We start from the raw sequence: 22229 nt of genomic DNA, 5'->3' as shown, positions 1-22229 counted from the left end.
TATAATATCAAATCAATTAACTCAATAAAGAATTTTGATTATTTATCATATTATCAATTTCTTAAAGCAATAAAAAATAGCTAATAACTATAAAGTAATTTTTCAAATATTATATTTATAATAAATAAAAATTATAATTTTTAATTTTTTCCATCCAAATATTATATTCTTCATCGGATATTTCATCTAATATTTTCACATAAGGATTTAATTTCTGATGAGGTTTTGAAAAATAGCTTATATCCCATTTTATAGGTTTGGTCCACATACCTTCACTATCCATGATAAGTATATGAGTATCCTCCAAATCTGGAATTTCTGAAGGAGACATATCGCTGTATAATATTTTATTTAAATCCAATTCTCCTTTTTCATCTTCTATATTATAACTACCATCTTTTTGAACTGCATATATGGTATAGTATTGCTGATGTGCCTCGGCTTCTATCAATTCTTTAGCATATTCCTTACCTGTTGCTATATTATAAACTGTTTCATTAAACTCATAATTATCTATACCGTATCTTTTTAATAAATTCTTTTTATATAATTCAGCCTCTAATAAAGTAATGAGATAATATCCATTACTCAAATCAGATGCCTCTATATAAAAACCTCTTTGCATTTTCGGAGTAAGTATAAGAACTTTTGTTTTATTGCAGGCTTCTACACCAATATGTATATATGATAATGCATGAACATAAGACTCCAAATACTCAATATGCTCAGTCAAACCTAAATCAATAAAGTACTTTCTCAAATTTTGATTAGTACATATTACAGTCATTACAGGAGGAATCATCATATCAATACCAATAAATGCCTCTAAAGGTTTATAATCCAATCTATACATAACATCTATAGTAATTCTTGCAATATCATCTTCAGTAAGCTCATCTTCATCTACATTATAAAGCTGAGATGCATTCTCTATAAATCTGCAGGCTTTATCTATATTTCTAAAAAATAAATTTATAATACTCTTTCCTATCTCTTCGTCTATACTATCTTCATGATGCAAAGCATGTCCCACAAAATTAGCAGCATAATAAGATTTTAATATATCCATATTATCAAATTCTGATACTATCTCTTTGCATATAGAAAATTCCTTATCAGGATTATTTTTTACATATTCCTTTAATTTTAAGAATTTATCATTCTGAGATACAAGCTTCTTATTTGCAACTTCATCAACATTAGCTTTCTCTTTGGTATAATCAATATACTCTTTTACTACATCTTCCATATAATAATATCTCCTAACATTTTAATATTCATTGCATAATATTATATCATAAAAATTAAATATAAGGTATAAGCAAAAACAATAAAATAGAATAAATTATAGCAGGCAAAAAATCACCCATTTTTATTTTAGCTATTTTTAATAAATTAATTCCTATCATCATAACAGTAGCTCCCCTAACAGCAGAAACTTCATTAACATAGTTTAAGATAGATAAGGCTCTCAAAACGATTAAATCATAGTTAAAATAAATATACTTATCATAGAAAATCTAACCCCAATCTCATAAACTACTGACATAAATAAATCTTAATAATTGTAAAAATAAAATAATATTTGATAGTTTATTTCATCATAACTAAAATTTTACAAATAAGATTTTTTTGATAAATTTATCGAGTGGATCAAGTATAAGAGTAAAACTAGATATTGGAATTATAAACCCCATTTAAAATTAAAATGGATTTAATAACTAATATATATAAAGATTATCATTTTATTATCAGAACTAAATACAAGTAAAAAAATGGGCTTAAACATTATCTGTTCAAGCCCAAATATAATAAGTTATTTATTAAGTATTAACCCCATATAATAAGTTTCATATCAAATTTATAACTTAAATCTTTATGGTAAGGATACATTCTAATAGCATATCCACTTTGACCGCTGTTAGTACATTCTAAAGTACCTGAGAAAGAATGTCTTCCATTACCTAAATCAGCAGAATGTTTCATCTCTACTGTAACAGGATCTATAATCTCTTCTTTCATACTCAATTTACCATAGTAAATTTCTACTCTTACAGAATCAGGAGCTATATCTCCCAAATTAACTATAGTTTTTACTTCAAATTTACTTCCAACTTTCAAATTTCTTGAAGACATTTCTGAAATAGTATTTTCAAATGAAACTTTAGACCATTTAGAAGCAATATCCTCTTTCCAAGATTTTAATTGTTTAGCTTTAGTAAATTCATTTCCAGTCATATTGAAATATCTTTTACTTGCATTGTTATAGAATTTATGGAAATAATCAGCAACCATTCTATTAGTAGAGAATATAGGACAAACAGTCTGCATACTCCATTTCATAGCAGCAACCCATTGTCTAGGTATATTATCTCTTCCTCTATCATAGAATAAAGGTATTATTTCATTTTCTAATACATTATAAAGAGCCTTACTTTCAACCTCATCTTGATATTCCAAATCAGTATACTCTTCTCTATTTCCTATAGCCCATCCGTTCTGACCGTCATAAGATTCATCCCACCAACCATCTAATACACTAAAATTCAATCCTCCATTAGGCGGAACTTTCATACCACTTGTACCACTAGCCTCTAAAGGTCTTCTAGGGTTATTAAGCCATACATCAACACCCTGAACCATATATCTAGCTACATTAATATCATAGTCCTCTAAAAATACTATATGATCTCTTAAATCTTCTCTTCTGCAAATTTCTGCAATATTTCTAATTAATTCTTTACCGCCATTATCATGTGGGTGAGCTTTACCTGCAAATATTATTTGTACAGGTCTTTCAGAATTATTTATTATCTTTTTTAATCTCTCTAAATCTCTAAAAAGTAATGTTCCTCTTTTATAAGTAGCAAATCTTCTAGCAAAACCTATTGTCAAAGCTTCTGGAGAAAGAATTTGATCAGCATGTTCTATTTCGCTTTTTGTAAATCCTCTATTTGTAATTTGAGTTTTTAATCTCTCTCTGCAGAAATCAATAAGTCTTTCTTTTCTTCTTTCATGAGTTCTCCAAAGTTCAGCATCAGGTATTTTTTGAACTCTTTCCCAAATTTCAAATTCTAAAGGTTTAGTTCTCCAACGAGGACCTAAATATATGTCTAATAAATTCTGCATATCAAAAGATATCCAACTTAAAGTGTGAATTCCATTAGTAATAGAATCTATAGGAAGCTCGCTTACAGGAACTCCTTTCCAAATATCTTTCCACATAGCCCTTGATACATGTCCATGAAGTTCACTTACTCCATTATTTTCAGCAGATAAATTAAGAGCAAGTACAGTCATACAGAAATTCTCTTTTTGATCATCAGGATTGATTCTTCCAAGTCTAATGAATTCGTCCATACTCATATCTATATGACCAACATAATCAGAGAAGTACTTCTGAACCATATCTATAGGGAATATATCATTACCAGCAGGTACAGGAGTATGAGTTGTAAATATATTAGAACTGTATACTACTTCTCTTGCTGTGCTTTTATCCAAATGATTATTAGCCATTAATTGTCTCATTCTCTCCAAAGAAAGAAAAGCACTATGACCTTCATTCATATGATAAATAGTAGGTTTAATGCCCAATTTTTCTAATGCCTTAACACCACCAATACCTAAAAGTATTTCCTGCTGTATTCTAGTTTCTAAATTACCGCCATAAAGCTGAGCAGTGATATCTCTATCTTCAACACTATTTTCTTCAATATTAGCATCTAAATAATAAAGCTCTATTCTTCCAACATTAGCTTTCCAAATTTGAGCATAAACTTTTCTTCCAGGTAAATCAACATCCACCTTCATTGTTTCGCCGTTTTTGTCTAAAACTTTTTCTAAAGCCAAGTTAAAGAAATCATTTTCTATATCATATTCCTGCTGCCAACCATCAGCATTTAAATACTGTCTGAAATAACCTTTTCTGTATAAAAGTCCTACAGCCACCAAAGGCAATCCCAAATCACTTGCAGACTTTAAATGGTCTCCTGATAATATACCTAAACCGCCTGAATAATTAGGTAAAGACTCATGCAAACCATATTCAAAAGAAAAATAAGCTATTTTTTCTTTTTTAGTTTTCTGATTATTATCCAAACTATCATACCAAGTTTCCTGATTCATGTAAGTTTTAAACTCATCATAAACCTCTGCTAAATTCATCATAGCAGCATCATCTTGGAGCATAGCATCAAAACGTTCCTGAAGAGATTCACCTAAAACTCTTATAGGGTTATGATCTCTTTTATCCCAATTATCAATATCTATTGTTCTTAATAAAGTTACAGCTTTCTGATTCCAACACCACCAAAAATTTTTAGTAATTTCGATAAGTGGCTCTAATTCTTTTGGTACCGATGGGGAAACCATATATTTGTTTAATTTCATAAAAATTTACCGCCTTAAAATTATTAGATATACTAATGTTTATTCTATAATATTTTACAATAAAATCAATAAATTTATTTAATAATTATTGATTATACTTAATTATATACATTTTTTATTTAATTTTATTAATTTTGTATCTAATTTATTATATAAACATTATCAAAAATCAAAAGCCTGCTAATAATATCATGAACAGGCTTTATTTTTATATTATAGAAATGTTTCATAAATACAAAAAATAGGATTATAAATAAAAATAATAAGATAGGTTTTATATATTAGTTATATCTATAATACTGAAATTCATAGATTCTATAACTTTAAGCAGAGCATATGCTGTATCTAATGATGTTAGGCATGATATATTATTTTCTGCAGAAGCTCTTCTTAATTCCAAACTATCAGAATGAGTCTGACTGTTAGTTTCTATTGTATTTATTACATAATCAACTTTTCCTAGTCTTATAGTATCTACTATCTTTTCAAAACCTTCTTCATAAATCTTTGAAACTTCTTTAACATAAAGCCCTTCATTTCTTAAAAAATCGGCAGTTCCTTTAGTAGCATATATTCCATATCCTATATTTGAAAATCTTTTTGCTAAATCAAGTACTTCATTTTTATGATTATCAGATATTGTAAGAAGAACATTGCCATGAAGAGGTATTCTAACTCCACTTGCAACCAATGCTTTATATAATGCTTTTTCAAAATTAGTATCAAATCCCAAAACTTCACCTGTGCTTTTCATTTCAGGTCCAAGTATTGTATCAACTCTTCTTAATTTTGAGAAAGAAAATACAGGAGCTTTAACAAATACTTTTTTGGATTCTTCTTTGTATATGTCATAATAACCTTGTTTTTTTAAAGATTTTCCCAATATACACATAGTAGCAATATTAGCCATTGGAATATTAGTTATCTTGCTTAAAAATGGAACAGTTCTGCTACTTCTTGGATTAACTTCAAGTACATAAACATTATCATCTCTATCAACTATAAATTGTATATTATAAAGCCCTACAAAATTAAAGCCTTTTCCTATTCTCTTTGTATAATCAATAATAATATCTTTTATTTTCTGAGATATAGTTTGTGCAGGATATACGCTTATAGAATCACCTGAATGTATGCCCGCTCTTTCTATATGCTCCATTATACCTGGTATAAAAACATTATTATCACTGTCGGCTATAGCATCAATTTCTATTTCTTTACCTATAACATATTTATCTATGAGTATAGGAGCTTTATTGCTTACTTCTTTTACAGCAGTTTCCATATACATTTTTAATGATGCATCATTGTCTACTATCTCCATAGCTCTTCCTCCAAGTACATAACTAGGACGAACTAAAACAGGATAGCCTATATCTTTAGCTATATTTATTGCTTCATCAACGGTAAATGCAGTTTCTCCCTTTGGCTGAGGAATATTAAGTAATTTAAGCATATTCTCAAATTCATGTCTGTCTTCTGCTTTATTGATGCTTTCTAATGAAGTACCTAATATATTTGCTCCATGCTCATATAATTTTTCAGCTAAATTAATAGAAGTTTGTCCGCCGAACTGAACTATAACCCCTTTCGGCTTTTCTAATTCTATTATATGCATAACATCTTCTATTGTTAATGGTTCAAAATAAAGTTTATCGGATATTGAAAAGTCGGTAGAAACTGTTTCAGGATTATTATTTATTACTATAGCCTCATATCCTGCTTCTCTTATAGTCATAACAGAATGAACGGTTGAATAATCAAATTCTACTCCTTGCCCAATTCTTATAGGTCCTGAACCCAAAACTATAATGCTTTCCTTTTCGCTTTTTACAGATTCATTTTCTTTTTCATATGTGGAATAAAAATAAGGAGTATCACTTTCAAATTCTCCAGCACAAGTATCAACCATTTTATATACTGGAATAATATTATTTTCATGTCTTAAATTATATATATCAATTTCTTTCATATCCCACACTTTAGATATATAACTGTCTGAAAATCCTCTTGCCTTACATTCCCTCAAAACTTCTATATTCATTTTATTTTTATTCAATTTTTCTTCTAATTCTATTATATTTTTTATTTTATCCAAAAAGAATTTATCTATATGAGTAATATCTATTATATCATCAATATCTTCGCCTCTTCTTAAGAGTTCTGCTATGATAAATATTCTTAAATCATCTCTTAATTCTATATTCTCCCATAATTTTTTTGTTGTGCATTGAGAAACATCATTATGAATTATATGATCGCATTTTATTTCAAGAGAGCGTACAGCTTTTAAAAATGCTTCTTCAAAATTTCTGCCTATACTCATAACTTCTCCTGTGGCTTTCATCTGCGTACCTAATTGTCTGTCGGCATTAGGAAATTTATCAAAAGGAAGTCTTGGAAATTTAGTTACTATATAATCAATAGAAGGTTCGAAGCATGCAAAACTTTTCTTTGTTATAGGATTAATTATTTCATCTAAAGTCATACCCACCGCTATTTTTGCACTTATTTTTGCAATAGGATAACCAGTAGCCTTACTTGCCAAAGCACTTGAACGAGATACTCGAGGATTAACTTCTATGATATAATAATTAAAGCTGTTAGGATCTAATGCAAGCTGTACATTACATCCTCCGCATATTTTTAAAGCTCTTATTATTTTAAGGCTTACATTTCTGAGCATTTGATTTTCTCTATCGCTTAAAGTTTGGCAGGGTGCAGTTACTATGCTGTCGCCTGTATGTATTCCTACAGGGTCAATATTCTCCATATTGCATACTACTATAGCATTATCATTATTATCACGCATAACCTCATATTCTATTTCTTTATATCCTGCAATGCTTTTTTCTATTAAACATTCATGAACGGGACTTATTTTTAAACCTGTCTGACATATCTCAATTAACTCTTCTTCATTTCTTGCAAAACCTCCTCCTGTACCTCCGAGAGTATATGCAGGGCGTACAACCAAATGATATCCTATTTTGTTTGCAAACTCTACCGCTTCTTCTACACTATGAACTATAACACTTTCAGGCACAGGTTCATTAATATCATTCATTAACTTTTTAAAAAGCTCTCTGTCTTCAGCACAATTTATGGCATTTAAATCCGTCCCTAATACTTCAACACTATATTCATCTAATATTCCGCTCTCTGCAAGCTCAACAACCAAATTAAGTCCAGTCTGTCCTCCAAGAGAACCTAATATAGCATCAGGTCTTTCTTTGTATATTATTCTTTTAGTAAAATTTAAATTTATAGGTTCTATATAAACTTTATCTGCTACTGAAGTATCAGTCATTATTGTAGCAGGATTTGAATTTATAAGTATAACTTCATAGCCTTCCTCTTTCAAAGACTGACATGCCTGTGTTCCTGAATAATCAAATTCTGCAGCCTGTCCTATTATTATCGGTCCTGAACCTATTACTAATATTTTTTTTATATCTGTTCTTTTAGGCATTTTTTTCTCCATTTTTATTATTTATTATATCAATAAACTTATCAAATAAATATATACTATCCTCAGGTCCGGGATTAGATTCAGGGTGATACTGAACTGAGAATACAGGATATTTTTTATGTTTTACTCCCTCGCAGCTTCCATCATTTAAAGATACATGAGTCATAACGAGTTCTGTATCTTTTAAACTTTCTATTTCTACAGCATAACTATGATTCTGACTTGTTATGCTTACTCTACCAGTTTCCAAATCTTTAACAGGGTGATTTCCACCTCTATGCCCAAATTTTAATTTAATAGTATTAGCTCCGCATGCTAAACTTATAAGCTGATGTCCTAAACATATACCAAATATTGGAAACTTTCCTATAAGTTCTTTTATAGTATTTATGGATTCTTTTACATCTTTAGGATCTCCCGGACCGTTTGAAAGCATTATACCATCTGGATTCAAACTCATTATAGTTTTTGCATCTGTATCATAAGGAACAACTATTAAATCACAGTTTCTGTTACTTAATTCTCTTATTATTCCAAGTTTTGCTCCAAAATCCATTAATACAACTTTTTTACCTCTGTTTGGTATAGGAAAAGCATTTTTGGTAGAAACTCTTTTTACATGATCATCCATATATGGTGTTTCTTTAAGAAGTTTTACTATATTATCTATAGTATCTATAGTATCGCTCATTACTGCTTTTAATGTTCCTACTTCTCTGATTTTTTTTGTTATTGCTCTGGTGTCTATATTTTCTATGGCTGGAATATTTTTCAATTTTAAAAAATCATCTATATTTTCTGCCATTCTAAAATTATTTGGACTTTTACAAAATTCTTTAACTATAAATCCAAATACAGCAGGATTCAAACTTTCAAAATCATCTCTGTTTATTCCATAATTGCCAATTAATGGATAAGTCATAACAGCTATTTGTCCGCAGTATGATAAATCTGATAATACTTCCTGATAACCTGTCATAGATGTATTAAATACCAATTCTCCGACTTTGAAATTATCAGAACCAAAACCAACCCCTTCATAATAGCTACCATCTTCAAGTATTAAATAACGTTTCAAAATGTACCTTCCTAAATTCTAATTTTTTTTTAGATTTTTATCGAAAATAAAAAAAAGATTGGAAATCAACTGAAAGTTAATCTCCAATCTTTTTTAAGATTATTAAAAACTGCATCATTCGCAGATTTGTTTTTATTTTAAAATATTTCCAAATCATAATATTATTCTTAATTTTTATAAATTATTTACTTATTAATTTCTTATTATTTATAAAGCTGAACAGATACTCTTTTAGTTTCCTCATCAAGCCATTTTATGAATGATTCTCTCATACGAGCTTCACCCAAATAATTTTTAACTCTAGTTCTTATACTCTCCATATCCTTTTCTATTCCAGATATTTTCACTATATAAAAACCTTTTCCAACCAATTCTCTCACACTGCTTATAGTACCTACTTTATATCCTCTTTTTGCAAGATTAAGACCAGCATTAATTTGTGCAGGCAAAGATCTTTTTCCAGCATCATAAAGTAAATTATATCCTAAATCTCCACCGCTTTCTTTAGTAGTACTATCATCGCTATATTCTTTTGCAAGTTCAGAAAAATCTTTTCCTCTAGCCGCCATTCCCCTAACCTTTGCTGCTAATTCCTGTTTCTCACCTTTCTCTGTAAAAGTTGTTGCCTTGAAAAATATCCAAGAAAGTCTAACTAAAGTATCAACCTCAAAAGCTGATTTATCTTTAGTATTATTATAAAACTCATCTGCTTCGGCATCTGATATTTCTGTATTATTTACAACTAGTCCATTTAAATTTTCCATAGCTATTTGCTTTCTTATAGAGTTTCTATACTCATCATATGATATACCTTCAGACATTAACTGTTTTGAAAATTGATCTAAACTCATATTATACTGTTTTGCTATATTTTCCAATCTTCTGCTTACATCATTTTCTTCTATAACATAATTATATTCTTTAAGTTTTAAATACATTACTCTCTCTTCAACTAAATCTTTATAAACCATATCATCATTGATTCTCTGACCTACAGATCTAGCCTGTAATGTTAAAAATGATTTCCTGCTTAAAAAATCTTCATAAGTAATAGGCATAGAACCAACTATACCCACTATACTATTTACAACATCATTAAATAAAAGATTACTTTGTATAAAAATAAAACATAATATAAAAACTATTATTTTTTTCATTTTTTATTTTAATCCTCAATAATTATTAACATGCATATAAAACCATGATAAAAGAATATCATTAAAATAACTTATATGCAAGTATGTTTTTGAATGATTTTATATGGTATTTTATATCGTAAATATCTCTTATACTTCTTATCTTATGAATAAAATATTTAGGCGTAAATGATAAATTATAGAAATATTCAATATATTTAAATATTTTCTCATCATCTATATCCAATTTCATAATAGTTCTACGCATATCATATTCAAACCACTTTGTTGTATTGATAAGATCATTTTCAGTACAATAGTCAAATATTTTAGTTCCAGGATAAGGTATAAAAAGAGAAACATTCATAGAATTAATATATCCATTAAACATCAAATCTTTAACAATATTAAATGTATTTATTATATCCTCATCAGTTTCCCAAGGATATCCTATTTTCACCATCATATCCGTAAAAAGACCTGCCCTATTGGCTAACTTAATAGATTCTATAATATTATCCACACTATTATTTTTAATACCAAGTTTCTCTAAACTTTTGGCATTTACAGAATGAAAATTAAAAAGTACCGTTTTAAATCCAGACTTTCTCATCATTAAATAATCCTGATACTCTAATAATCCAAGATAAATATAACAGTCCATATACACTTTTTTATTAAGCTTTCTCTCTCTCATAGTCTGACAGAATAATGAAAGCCATTCTCCAGTTGGAAAATAAACACTTGTATCTAATATTTCTTTTATACCATATCTTTTATTTAAAAATTCTATTTCATCTATAACATTAATAGGATTTCTCACTCTTATATTATTAAAAAGAATATTAGAGGAATTGCTGTTATAATTATTATATATAGCACCTCTTGCAGACATTATAGATGTACCTGGAATTTTTTTATAATGATCATTTTTTTTAGAATATAATTTCCAATTGGTAAGATTTCTATCTATAAATGGAAGTCTATCTAAAGATTCCTCAAGTTCAAATTTACCTGTATTTCTTATATTGTAATTTGAAGTTCTATAATATATACCTTTAGATAATTTTTCACCATTATTAATATGATTAACCAAATTTAAAAGTAAAAAATCATAATCGCCGCCTGTAAGTATAAAATCTGTTTTAGATTTCTGCATACTTTCTTCAGGCAAAGCTGTAACATGATCTCCTGCCAAAACTATATAAATGTTTTCATATTTTTCTTTTAAAGTTTCTATAGCATCCCAAATATAATTTATAATAGGAGTTCTTACCTCAAAAAGTATTAAATCAGGCATTATCTCTTCTATACTATCAAACCATTCTATTGTAGTCATATTCCTTGCTATTGTATCCAAAAATATAACATTGATACTGTTATTTTTTAATAATGTAGCGGCATAAGAAGGGATTATTGGATATGAATATGAAGGATTTCTTAACCATTGAAACTGTCTATTTAAAGATATTAAAGGATATCCATTATTATATTCAAATGGAGGATATGTTATACAAACTTTTTTTATTTCTTTTTTTTTCATAAAATAAACAAATAAATTATTTAATCTTTTTGGTAGCTTTTTTCTTTGTAGCACCAGCTTTCTTTTTTATAATCTTATTTTCATACACATATTTTTCTAATTCATACTGATCATCAAATATTACATCATACCATTCTTCATATCTTTCGCATTTAGGAGGACTATGTTTTGAACAAATCTCATTTCTATTCTCATAATTTTTACATAAATAACTTTTTTTATCCAAGTATCTACATTCGCTTCTTATCATATGATACCAAGTTTTTTCATATATAAAAATAAATGAATGCCTAAAATGTAAATACCATTTTAAAGTATTAAGTTCGCTTTCATTTTTTGGAGAAGATATTTCCATTACCAAATCATGACAGCATAAAGAATTACAATCAGCACATAATTCTTCACTAACTTTTTCTTTTCTGTTTTTTAATAAACTATCTGAAGGTATAACTTTCAAAATTAAAACTCCCTTTTAGAATATTAAATCAATTTAAACATTATAATAATAATAGATTTAAATTCAATATTCTAATGATCAAAATAAGTTTCCATAAATGAAATAAGTTTTTTCTGAACATCTACATAATTTTCTACTTCATTTTTAGATAAACATTTAATCATACCAATATCCAATTTTTCTAAATCTTTTAATATAGGTTCTGCAAATGAAAGACCTTTTTTCGTAAGACTTATTAATCTATTTCTTTTATCTTTCGGATTAATTTTTTTCTTAATATATCCTTTCTTTTCAAAATTATACAATATAGAACAAACAGTCTGTTTAGGTACTGATAATTTTTCTGTAATGGTATTTTGAACGCATTCTTCTGAATTATAGATTATAAATAATGTAAATAAAGCTAAATCCGTAATACCATACTGTTTAGCCCATAAATAATAAAATCTATTGGAAGTATACCAAAAATCATATATGGTGTCCATATATTTTTTTATATCTTCATTCTTCATAGTGTTTCCAATTTTATAATATTTTAACTATATTAAACAATAAATTTCAAATAAAACAAGATTAATTTTTTTAAATACTATTAATTATTTTACTTTTATCTCTATAGTTTTATTTTCAACTCTTTTATTTTTTACTGTAACCTTTATACTTCCATTTTTATTATTAGACTTTACCCAAAAAGAATAATAACCGCCTTCAAGTACAGGATTATCATTTCCCATTAATTCACCTTCTCCTGAAACTTCTATTATAATAGCTTCATTAATATATGGAAGTCTGTTTCCAATAGCATCAACTGCTTTTACTGTTATTCTTGTAGAGTCCCAAGAAGAGCCTTCTTTTATAGAATTTATTTCATAATCATCTGCTTTAATTTCTAAATCTTTAAAAGAAGGATTATTCAAATACTTTTTTTCTGCAACAGCTTTACCATCAATATAACCTATTATCTTCATATCTCCCCAACCCATATCACTTACACCTGGTATATTAACTTCCATTTTTATTATTACAGGAGCATAAATCAATCCCTGATATTTTCCTGAAGCAGGATACTCTTTAGCCATTAACTCATCTCTGTAATAAACTTCAACATAATCACAGTTGGTAGCTATCATTAAAGGAGATACTCCACCTATAGCTCTTTCTCCTCTGGCATAAATAGTAATAGGTTCTAATACAATTTTATTTTCTCTGCTTATTTGAGAAGAATATACACCTGATGCCAATTTAGGATTTCTAAAAATATCATAAACACCATGATAACATATTCTATCGCCAGAACCAAAATTATAATGAGTATTATAATCAAAAGCACACCATCCAATAGAACCTGCTATATTTTTATCTATTGCAACGGCATTAATAACTTCAAAATGTCTTTTAGTATGTTCTATCAATCTTTCTTCACAGTCTTGCATTTTTGTAGGGAACATATGTCCAATATATTCTGTTATCATATAAGGAACATTTTTATCTAATTTCGTTACAAACTTTTGGGCTTTTATAGGATCAGCAATACCGTCATAATTAAAATCATTCATAGTATATACATCTTCTAAAAGTTCGCTTCCTGTTATATATCTTACTCCGCCAGTTTGTCTTGTTTTATCCAATTTATGTGATGTTTCATTAGTTGCTTTATAAAAATCATGATTATCCTGACTTTCATTTATTCTCACGCCCCATATTATTATAGAAGCATGATGAAAATCTCGCTCTATCATATCTTTAACATTTTCTATGGAAAGTTTCTGCCATTCTTTATCCCCTATATGCTGCCATCCCGGAATCTCTTCAAAAACCATTAATCCTATCTCATCGCATCTGTCCAAAAAATGTCTTGAAGCTGGATAATGAGAAGAACGCACTATATTAAGTCCCAAATCAAATTTAAGTATATCTGCATCTTTTTTCTGAACTCTCTTAGGCATAGCATAACCAACATAAGGAAAACTCTGATGTCTATTAAGACCTATTAATTTTATCTTTTCTCCATTTAAAAAGAAACCTTCTTCTGTGAATTTCACATCTCTAAAACCAATTTTTACATACATCAAATCTTCATTAGAAAGTGATACTTCAAGTTTATAAAGTCTAGGATTATCTATACTCCATAATTCTATTCTATCCGAATCAATATGTTCATCTATTTCTATATCAGTAAATAATTCATCTTTTTTTAATGTTATTTCTTTTTTTATTTCACATATATGATATTCTCTATTATACAAATTAATAGAAATAGTTTCTTTTGCATTTTCTTTTTTACTATTTCTTATTCTTATTTTTCCTATTATATTCTGATTGGCAAGCCCTGTAATCATAATATTTTCAATAGAAATTTCATCAACTATTATAATTTGAACCTCTCTGTATATTCCGCCGTAACATAAATAATCTATTTCATTTCCAAAAGGAGGTATATCTTTTCTCTCAGTACTATCTAATTTTACCGATATTATATTATCTCCGTCTTTTAATTTATCTGTTATATCATATACAAAAGGTAAATATCCGCCTTTATGCTCACCGAAACTTTTTCCGTTTACAAATACTTCAGCAGCAACCATAGCAGCTTCAAAATTTATTAAAACTCTTTTATCTTTAAATTTATTTTTATCATAATTAAATATATTTTGATATCCCGAAATAAGGCAGATATCTGATTCATCGAAATAATGTATTGGTATCTCTGCAACTGTATGCGGTAATGTTACATTCTCTCCATTATTTAATTTTTCTGTTTTTATATTATCATTCCAGTCTTTGAAAAAAATCCAATTAGTATTGAAATTGATTATTTCCCTCATTTTTTGTATACTCCAATGATTTATTATGCAAATATTTTATATTTAAAATAATAAAAATCAATTAAAGTTTTATAATAATTTTTAATTAAACATTACTACATGAAATGTTAAATAACTCGCAAATAAACACCATAATAAATAAGGCAAAAGTAAAATAGAAGCAATTTTTGAAATAGATTTAAATTTCAATATAGTTATTATAATCATAATATCTAAAATAATTATCTCTACAAGTCCGAATAAAGGCTGTTTTAATTCGAAGAAAATATAAGTCCAAAAAGAATTTAATATTAATTGTATTATAAAAATTATAACAGCTTTTTTATACAAAGGCTTTATATTAATAATAATAGAAATAGATATAGCAAGCAATATATATAATATACTCCAAGCTATAGGAAATAATATATTCGGAGGACTTAAAGGAGATTTATTTAAAGAATTATACCATACAAAATTATCAGCTTTTACACTGATTCCTCCCAAAAAACCTATTAATAAACATACTATTATTGAAATTATTAATGTAATGATAAATTTTTTGTTCATTTTCTTACCTCAAAATTTTTATGATTATTAATTATATATCAATTATAAAAAATAATAATCATCATATAGTTTAAAGTTTACTGAAAAAAAAGAACTTTAACTTCTTAAACAATATTTGCTATATTATTGTTATTACTATTATTTCTTATAAAAGTAGAACTATTACGAATACTTTTTAATAAATTTTATACCTCTTATTAAATATTTAATTCTACCCCTATGATTAATTAAATTATAAACCTATAAAAATAAATATATTTGAATATGAATGTTATGTTTACTATTTTATAAACATAGTATAAAATTTTATTTATAATAAGTATACTTTTATCATTTCCGATAATATAAACGATATTTTATAATTTGGATTTTATAATGAAAAAAATAATAGCTTTATTGATTATGATATTTAATACTTCTTTAATATCATTTGCACAAAATGATGATTTAATGGAAAGTATAAAAAATAATGATATAGAAAAAGTAAAAATTTTATTAAGAGAAGGTATTAATTTAGATTTATATAATATTAATTATGGAATGAGTCCTTTAATGTATGCTGTTAAACTTGGAAATACAGAAGTAGTAAATGAATTATTAGATTTCGGTGCTAAAGATTTTGACTTTGCATTCTATATTGCATGTTCTGAAGGTTATTGGGATATAGCAGAAAATATAATGAAGTCTGGTGCTAGTAATTATAATGTAGCTTTATCATATGCTGCCATAGGCGGACAATTAGATATAGTAGAAAAACTTATAGATTTGGGTGCTAAAGATATTAATACAGCTTTAGTATCTGCATGCGAAGGTAATAATTTAGAAATTGTAAAATATTTAATAGATAATGGTGCAAATGTTAATACAAGAGCATATATAGAATCATACAGAAATTATAAAGGTGCAGAGAGAAAATCGCCTCTTACAGCTGCAACAAATATTGATATAATAAAAGAATTAGTTAATGCTGGAGCAAGTAATTTAAATGAAGGAATTATATATAATGCACAAATAATATCTACTAATTTTGACAGCAGTTATTCCACTAAAATACTCAATGAATATATAAATTTAGGTGCTGATGTTAATTCATACAGCATGAATGATGGAAAAACTTTACTTATGTATTTAATAGAAAAAAGAGAATTAGATTTTGAATTGATAAAAAAAGTTATAGAATTAGGTGCTGATGTCAATGCAAGTGATAGAAATGGAAATACTGTTTTAATAAGAGCGGTCATGTATAAATATGAAGCTCCTATTGAAGACACTAATTTAAATAAAAAAGTATATAGAACAATAGGTACTCCTATTAATATAATAGAAGAACTTTTAAATGCTGGAGCAAATCCTGTTGAAAGAAATAATTATGGCAATACAGCATACAGAATAGCTGCCAAAAATAAAAGAGAAGATATAATAAAACTTTTTGATAAATATAATAAATAATCATTATTTCAAAGTTATTACAATAATAATACAATTTGGTTATAAAATTTAATTGATAAAAGATAATTTTATTTTTATATAATAATTTTTTTTATGTCGAAAATATAATTATAATATTATATAAGGTATTTTTATGATAAAATTTTATAGTGTTTTAAGTTTATTATTTATAATAACATCATGTGCTTCTAATCCTAAAACAGTTAGTCAAAAAAATTGTAATGATATTTGGATAAAAACTGTAAAAGGGAAAAGTGTAATAGCCCCCAATGGATATTTATACACATTTAAAGATAACGGGAATATAGAGTACAAAATAAATGGAATGAAAAAAGGAACTGGAGTATTCATATATGCCGATACAGAAAATACAGCATACTATTATGAAAGACTTCCTCTAAATAATTTGGCTTATGATATAAGAGATACAATACCTTCAAGCAATGTTAATATGTATGTAATGTTTATGCTGGATAATAATAAATTAAAAATGACTTCAGGATATACCAAAGAATATAAAAATAGATTATCAAATTGGAAAAAAAATAATCTCACCATATACAACACTTTAAGAGATGGAAAAGATATGTCGGAATATCCAGTGCCTTATATGGAGGAAGTGGATAAAGCAAATACAATAGAATTTGGAAGTTTAAAATAACTTTTATATATTAAAATAATTTAGTTAAGTAATTATTGATAATATCGATATTTTATATATTGTATTTTTACAAAGATACTAATAATAGGTTTAATAGTAAATAAAAATAAAAGGTATTAATTGTGTATAATTCAACTATAGGATATGCTTCTAAACTTATTAAAGGAAGCATTGTTTTTTCGATAATAATATTTGTTTCATTATCGCAACTTATGACTATAACTTCTATATTCAGTTTAGTATGGAAGTATGAAATATTATTAAATGAAAATATACCTTTTTTCAGAGAGTTTTCTATATATGCTTTATTTATAGCTATATTAATAATAGGAGTATTATACTCTTCTATATCAAGTTCATATATATTTTCAAAAAATAGCCGAATGTTTTCTACTTTGCGTATATTCGGAGCTACTAAATTGGCTATAAGAAAATTAGCTACATTGATAAGTCTTTTATATCCTTTAATATCATTTTTAATTTGTATTATAGAAATGCTTATTTTATATTTAAGATATAGATCATATATATTAACTTTAGTAGAAGTATTAGATGTTATTAGTGGAGCTTATATTATACTTTTGGTTAATGCTGTATTAATAATAGGATTTATGATAGGTGCTTTCATATCAAATTCACTGCTTCTAAATAAAGATCCTTATGAAGATTTGAGGGGAACACTATGAATATAAAAATTATAAATGTATCAAAAGTTTTCCCTTTAGGTGTTAATCAATGTAATGCCTGCGAAGATATTAGTTTAGATATTAATCAAGGTGATTTTATAAGTTTTGTAGGACATACTGGAAGCGGAAAAAGCACATTATTGAGTATAATAGGCGGAATATTAAAACCTACAAGTGGTACTATATATTATGACTCTTTCAAATTGAATGGAGCCAATGAAGATATGCTTGCAAGTTTTAGAAGAGAATATTTTTCTTATATATTTCAATATCCTGTAATTATACCGACTATAAACGTTATAGATAATATACTTATGCCATTAGCTTTTAAACATAAAATTACAGATGAAAAAATAAATCAAACTAAAGAAAATATAGAATTATTCGCCCTAAAAGATAAAACATATTCAAAAGCATATAATTTGTCAGGTGGCGAAATGAAAAAAGTAGCTATATTGAGAGCATTGGCATATGGTTGTAAATGCTTAATAGCCGATGAGCCTACAAGCGATTTAGACCCTTCTACAACAAAAACTTTAATGGAAATATTAACAACTATCAATAAACAAGGCACTAGTATAATAATGGTTACACATGCTCATAATATTGCAGCACATGCTAATAATGTTTATGAAATGTCTAATGGAAAAATTGTAAGATGTTTGAAATGATTATTGAAATTTATTGATTATTATTACTATTATATATATGCATTTCTAAATAATTATCCAGTACAACCCTATACGAGTTAATAATTCGCCTTATCTCATTAATATCCAAATTTTCATTCATATATTCTTCCTCAAGTCTTTTCAATTTGCTTATTTTTTCTTTAACAACATCAGGTATAACATTAATATGCAATCTCTTATAACTATTAATTGAAATCCAATTGCCATTCTCATCAAATGTTATAGATACTTCATTATCAAGTTCAACCTTAAAAATATCATCTACTTTTTCCAAGTAAATTACTTTAGATTTTAGGAATTTACTCTTTATAAAAATCTCAGCATTATAAGGTAACTTTAGTGAAGAATCCATAGTAACAAAAAACCTCTAGTATTATATTAATATTATTTATATTTTTAACAAGCAATTTTTATTAAAAATTAGAAATTCATAATCAATAAATTAAAATCATTGTTATAAGTATTATACTTTTATTATAACAAATTTTTTTTAAAAAACATTTTATTTTACAAATTTTTTTTTCACAAAAAAGCCCACATTTTCATATAATGCAGGCTTTCAGTATATTAAATTATAATTTATTTTTTTCTTCATCAGAAGCAGGAACAACAGCCAAATCACTAACTTTTGCCCCATCAGAAATATTAACTATCTTCACACCCTTAGCATTTCTTCCAAGTTCAGGTATAGAATCAGCCTTTATTTTTATAGTCATATCATCGGTAGTAACAACCATTATCTCATCTTTATCCCCTACCGTTTTCACACTTACAACCTTTCCTGTTTTATTATCAGGCTTAATATAAATCTGACCTTTTCCGCCTCTGCCTTTAACATTAAACTGTTTAGAAGAAAGTCTTTTGCCTATACCATTTTCAGTAATTACTATTAATGATTCGCCTTTATGTATAGCATTTCCAGATACACAAATATCATTATCATCCAAAGCAATACCTTTTACTCCAGAAGCAGCTCTTCCCATCTTTCTAATCTTCTCTTCTGTGATTCTCAAAGCAAGTCCTGTAGCAGTTGTCATAATGAAATCATCTCCAGTCTGTACAGGAGAAACAGCCACTAATTCATCATTATTTTCTAATGTTAAAGCAAGTATTCCTCTCTTCTTCGCATTTTCAAGATGCTTTAATTCCATCTTCTTTATAGTACCCATTTTAGTAACCATTATAATAGACTGTTTAGCCTCAAATGAAGATACTGTAAAATAGCTGGTAATTTTTTCTTCAGGTGCTAAATTAAGTATGAATTTAATACTTTTACCCTGAGAAATTTTACTTAAAGCAGGTATCTCATACACTTTCATCCAGAAAGCTTTGCCTCTGTCTGTAAATATAAATAGATAATCTTTGGTAGAAGCAACAAATAAATGCTCAATATAATGTTCTCCCTGAGATTTACCTCCCTGAACGCCTACACCGCCTCTGCCTTGTGTACGATAACTTGAAGCAGGCACTCTTTTGATGAATCCTTGAGTAGTTATTGATACTGCCACATCTTCATCATGTATCAAATCTTCTTCGTCTATTTCAGTATCATTAGTTTTTCCTATTATTTCACTTCTTCTGTCATCACCATATTTTTCTGATATTTTCTTTAATTCATCTTTAATAACAGCAAGTATTTTTTCAGGATGAGCAAGTAAGTCTTCGCAATAAGCTATAAACTCTCTTAACTGCTGCAATTCCTGTTCTATTTTTAATTTTTCTAAAGCAGTTAATCTCTTAAGTGGCATATCGAGTATAGCCTGAGCCTGCTTTTCTGAAAGTTTAAATCTATTCATAAGGGTATTTCTTGCTGCATCTGTATTTTCACTTTCCCTTATTATTCTTATAACTTCTTCTATATTAGCCTGTGCTATTAATAAGCCTTCTAATATATGTGCTTTAGCTTTAGCCTGATTCAAATCATATTCTGTTCTTTTAGTTATAACTTCAACTCTATGATCAACAAAATATTTTATAAGTTCTTTTAAATTTAAAACTTTAGGCTCACCATTAACTAAAGCAAGATTTATTATTCCGAAAGTAGTTTCTAAATCAGTATGTTTCCATAATTGATTAAGTACTATCTGAGTAGCAACTCCCTTTTTGAGTTCTATTATAAGACGAATTCCAGCTCTATTACTTGACTCATCTCTAATATCAGCAACACCTTCGATTTTTCCTTGTTTAACTAAATCGGCTATTTTCTCATGCAAAGTAGTTTTTACAACTCCATAAGGAAGTTCTCTTACTATTATAGCCTCTCTGTCCTTCTTTGTTTCCTCTACTTCAACTCTTGCTCTTAATTTTATTCTTCCCTTTCCTGTAGTATAAGCCTCTTTTACACCCTCTTTACCGTATATAATTCCAGCTGTAGGGAAATCAGGACCTTGCACATAACGCATTAAATCTTTTATTTCAGCATCCTGATGATCTATATAGTAAATAACAGCATTCACTACTTCTTTTAAATTATGAGGTGGCATGTTTGTAGCCATACCTATAGCAATACCCATACTTCCATTAACTAAAAGCTGAGGAACTGTTGCAGGAAGTACAGAAGGCTCAGTTCTGGAATCATCAAAGTTTGGTACGAATCTAACAGTTTCTTTTTCTATATCATTGAGCATTTCCTCTGCAAAACGAGTCATTCTCGCTTCAGTATAACGCATTGCAGCAGGTGGGTCATCGTCTATAGAACCAAAGTTACCCTGTCCATCTACAAGTAAATAACGCATAGAAAAATCTTGTGCCATTCTTACCATAGTACCATAAACTGCAGCATCTCCATGCGGGTGATAACGTGCTAAAACTTCACCTACTGTAGCAGCAGATTTCTTATAAGGTTTATCATGAGTAAGATTAGCATCATACATGGCATAAAGTATTCTTCTATGAACAGGTTTTAATCCATCTCTAACATCAGGTAATGCTCTCGATACTATAACACTCATAGCATAAGTTAAATACGATTCTCTTAATTCATTTTCTATTGAAATGTGATCTACTCTTTTTAGTATATCTTTTGTCAGCGTAGAATATTGTCTCTCTTCTGAAAGCTCTGGTTTATTCTTTTTTACTGCCATATATTTTTATCCTTTAAAAAATATTCGTACAATTATAACATTTTGCTGTAAAATTATCAATATATATTTAATACTATAGTTGTTTAAGTTCCATAGATATTGCACACTTTTAGTTTAAAAAAAATGAGATATTCCTTATAATTTAAATTGCTAAAAAAAACAAAAAGGAATATCTATGAAACAGTATAATACACAACAGAAAAAAA

General features: G+C 27.4%; 17 protein-coding genes. 4 read left to right on the top strand and 13 right to left on the bottom strand.

The genetic code is table 11. The features are described 5' to 3' along the window. Nucleotides 1–115: 115 nt before the first annotated feature. From Q1J76_RS07705 to Q1J76_RS07655, 11 genes are all read right to left on the bottom strand, one after another. Nucleotides 116–1249, bottom strand: a complete 1134-nt coding sequence (locus Q1J76_RS07705; protein WP_300369287.1) for a hypothetical protein — start codon at nt 1247–1249, stop codon at nt 116–118. Nucleotides 1250–1304: 55 nt separating this feature from the next. Beyond that, on the bottom strand, nt 1305–1475 hold the full coding sequence (locus Q1J76_RS07700; protein ID WP_300369283.1) for a DUF554 family protein: 171 nt from the start codon (nt 1473–1475) through the stop codon (nt 1305–1307). Nucleotides 1476–1830: 355 nt separating this feature from the next. Next, nucleotides 1831–4392 (bottom strand): alpha-glucan family phosphorylase, encoded by a 2562-nt coding sequence (gene glgP / locus Q1J76_RS07695; RefSeq protein WP_300369280.1) that lies wholly within the window; start codon nt 4390–4392, stop codon nt 1831–1833. A 274-nt stretch (nt 4393–4666) separates the two neighbouring features. Further along, a complete protein-coding gene (gene carB, locus Q1J76_RS07690; protein ID WP_300369277.1) occupies nt 4667–7864 on the bottom strand; it encodes a carbamoyl-phosphate synthase large subunit in 3198 nt (1065 codons plus the stop codon). Then, nucleotides 7857–8942 (bottom strand): glutamine-hydrolyzing carbamoyl-phosphate synthase small subunit, encoded by a 1086-nt coding sequence (gene carA, locus Q1J76_RS07685; RefSeq protein WP_300369273.1) that lies wholly within the window; start codon nt 8940–8942, stop codon nt 7857–7859. Before carA ends, carB begins: the two co-directional genes overlap by 8 nt. Before the next feature lie 203 nt (nt 8943–9145). Next, nucleotides 9146–10099: a peptidylprolyl isomerase gene (locus Q1J76_RS07680; RefSeq protein WP_300369270.1), complete on the bottom strand. Its 954-nt coding sequence runs from the start codon at nt 10097–10099 to the stop codon at nt 9146–9148. Between the two features lie 61 nt (nt 10100–10160). Next, on the bottom strand, nt 10161–11621 hold the full coding sequence (locus Q1J76_RS07675) for a B12-binding domain-containing radical SAM protein (RefSeq protein ID WP_300369267.1): 1461 nt from the start codon (nt 11619–11621) through the stop codon (nt 10161–10163). 16 nt (nt 11622–11637) lie between these two features. Continuing rightward, nucleotides 11638–12078: a YkgJ family cysteine cluster protein gene (locus Q1J76_RS07670; protein WP_300369264.1), complete on the bottom strand. Its 441-nt coding sequence runs from the start codon at nt 12076–12078 to the stop codon at nt 11638–11640. A 71-nt stretch (nt 12079–12149) separates the two neighbouring features. Beyond that, nucleotides 12150–12590 carry a MarR family winged helix-turn-helix transcriptional regulator gene (locus Q1J76_RS07665; protein ID WP_300369261.1) on the bottom strand — a complete coding sequence of 147 codons (441 nt, stop codon included), beginning with the start codon at nt 12588–12590 and terminating at the stop codon, nt 12150–12152. 84 nt (nt 12591–12674) lie between these two features. Beyond that, a complete protein-coding gene (locus tag Q1J76_RS07660; RefSeq protein ID WP_300369258.1) occupies nt 12675–14903 on the bottom strand; it encodes a glycoside hydrolase family 2 protein in 2229 nt (742 codons plus the stop codon). An 81-nt stretch (nt 14904–14984) separates the two neighbouring features. Next, on the bottom strand, nt 14985–15452 hold the full coding sequence (locus Q1J76_RS07655; RefSeq protein ID WP_300369255.1) for a TspO/MBR family protein: 468 nt from the start codon (nt 15450–15452) through the stop codon (nt 14985–14987). A gap of 375 nt (nt 15453–15827) precedes the next feature. On the opposite strand from Q1J76_RS07655, the gene Q1J76_RS07650 reads away from it, so the two are divergent. From Q1J76_RS07650 to Q1J76_RS07635, 4 genes are all read left to right on the top strand, one after another. After that, nucleotides 15828–16901 (top strand): ankyrin repeat domain-containing protein, encoded by a 1074-nt coding sequence (locus tag Q1J76_RS07650; protein WP_300369253.1) that lies wholly within the window; start codon nt 15828–15830, stop codon nt 16899–16901. Between the two features lie 133 nt (nt 16902–17034). After that, the gene (locus Q1J76_RS07645; protein WP_300369250.1) at nt 17035–17562 is read left to right on the top strand and encodes a hypothetical protein; all 528 of its coding nucleotides are present in this window, start codon (nt 17035–17037) and stop codon (nt 17560–17562) included. A 122-nt stretch (nt 17563–17684) separates the two neighbouring features. Continuing rightward, on the top strand, nt 17685–18248 hold the full coding sequence (locus tag Q1J76_RS07640; protein ID WP_300369247.1) for a hypothetical protein: 564 nt from the start codon (nt 17685–17687) through the stop codon (nt 18246–18248). Further along, nucleotides 18245–18919: an ABC transporter ATP-binding protein gene (locus tag Q1J76_RS07635; protein WP_300369244.1), complete on the top strand. Its 675-nt coding sequence runs from the start codon at nt 18245–18247 to the stop codon at nt 18917–18919. The genes Q1J76_RS07640 and Q1J76_RS07635 overlap by 4 nt, the downstream gene beginning before the upstream one ends. Nucleotides 18920–18929: 10 nt before the next feature. Here the strand turns inward: Q1J76_RS07635 and Q1J76_RS07630 are convergent, their stop codons facing one another. Next, nucleotides 18930–19292, bottom strand: a complete 363-nt coding sequence (locus Q1J76_RS07630) for a PepSY-like domain-containing protein (RefSeq protein ID WP_300369241.1) — start codon at nt 19290–19292, stop codon at nt 18930–18932. A gap of 220 nt (nt 19293–19512) precedes the next feature. Continuing rightward, nucleotides 19513–22023, bottom strand: a complete 2511-nt coding sequence (gene gyrA / locus Q1J76_RS07625; RefSeq protein ID WP_300369238.1) for a DNA gyrase subunit A — start codon at nt 22021–22023, stop codon at nt 19513–19515. Between the last annotated feature and the right edge of the window lie 206 nt (nt 22024–22229).

The sequence above is a fragment of the Brachyspira sp. genome, assembly GCF_029258575.1.
In the GTDB taxonomy this organism is placed as follows: Bacteria; Spirochaetota; Brachyspiria; order Brachyspirales; family Brachyspiraceae; genus Brachyspira.
The sequence above is the reverse complement of the archived record's forward strand: the minus strand, read 5'-3'. Positions and strand labels throughout refer to the sequence as shown.

Bases quoted from the DNA above. Each gene is read 5' to 3' on its own strand.
- Q1J76_RS07705 (WP_300369287.1), bottom strand. From the start codon at position 1,249: ATGGAAGATGTAGTAAAAGAGTATATTGATTATACCAAAGAGAAAGCT.
- glgP (WP_300369280.1), bottom strand. From the start codon at position 4,392: ATGAAATTAAACAAATATATGGTTTCCCCATCGGTACCAAAAGAATTA.
- carB (WP_300369277.1), bottom strand. From the start codon at position 7,864: ATGCCTAAAAGAACAGATATAAAAAAAATATTAGTAATAGGTTCAGGA.
- Q1J76_RS07680 (WP_300369270.1), bottom strand. From the start codon at position 10,099: ATGAAAAAAATAATAGTTTTTATATTATGTTTTATTTTTATACAAAGT.
- Q1J76_RS07675 (WP_300369267.1), bottom strand. From the start codon at position 11,621: ATGAAAAAAAAAGAAATAAAAAAAGTTTGTATAACATATCCTCCATTT.
- Q1J76_RS07665 (WP_300369261.1), bottom strand. From the start codon at position 12,590: ATGAAGAATGAAGATATAAAAAAATATATGGACACCATATATGATTTT.
- Q1J76_RS07660 (WP_300369258.1), bottom strand. From the start codon at position 14,903: ATGAGGGAAATAATCAATTTCAATACTAATTGGATTTTTTTCAAAGAC.
- Q1J76_RS07655 (WP_300369255.1), bottom strand. From the start codon at position 15,452: ATGAACAAAAAATTTATCATTACATTAATAATTTCAATAATAGTATGT.
- Q1J76_RS07650 (WP_300369253.1), top strand. From the start codon at position 15,828: ATGAAAAAAATAATAGCTTTATTGATTATGATATTTAATACTTCTTTA.
- Q1J76_RS07645 (WP_300369250.1), top strand. From the start codon at position 17,035: ATGATAAAATTTTATAGTGTTTTAAGTTTATTATTTATAATAACATCA.
- Q1J76_RS07635 (WP_300369244.1), top strand. From the start codon at position 18,245: ATGAATATAAAAATTATAAATGTATCAAAAGTTTTCCCTTTAGGTGTT.
- Q1J76_RS07630 (WP_300369241.1), bottom strand. From the start codon at position 19,292: ATGGATTCTTCACTAAAGTTACCTTATAATGCTGAGATTTTTATAAAG.
- gyrA (WP_300369238.1), bottom strand. From the start codon at position 22,023: ATGGCAGTAAAAAAGAATAAACCAGAGCTTTCAGAAGAGAGACAATAT.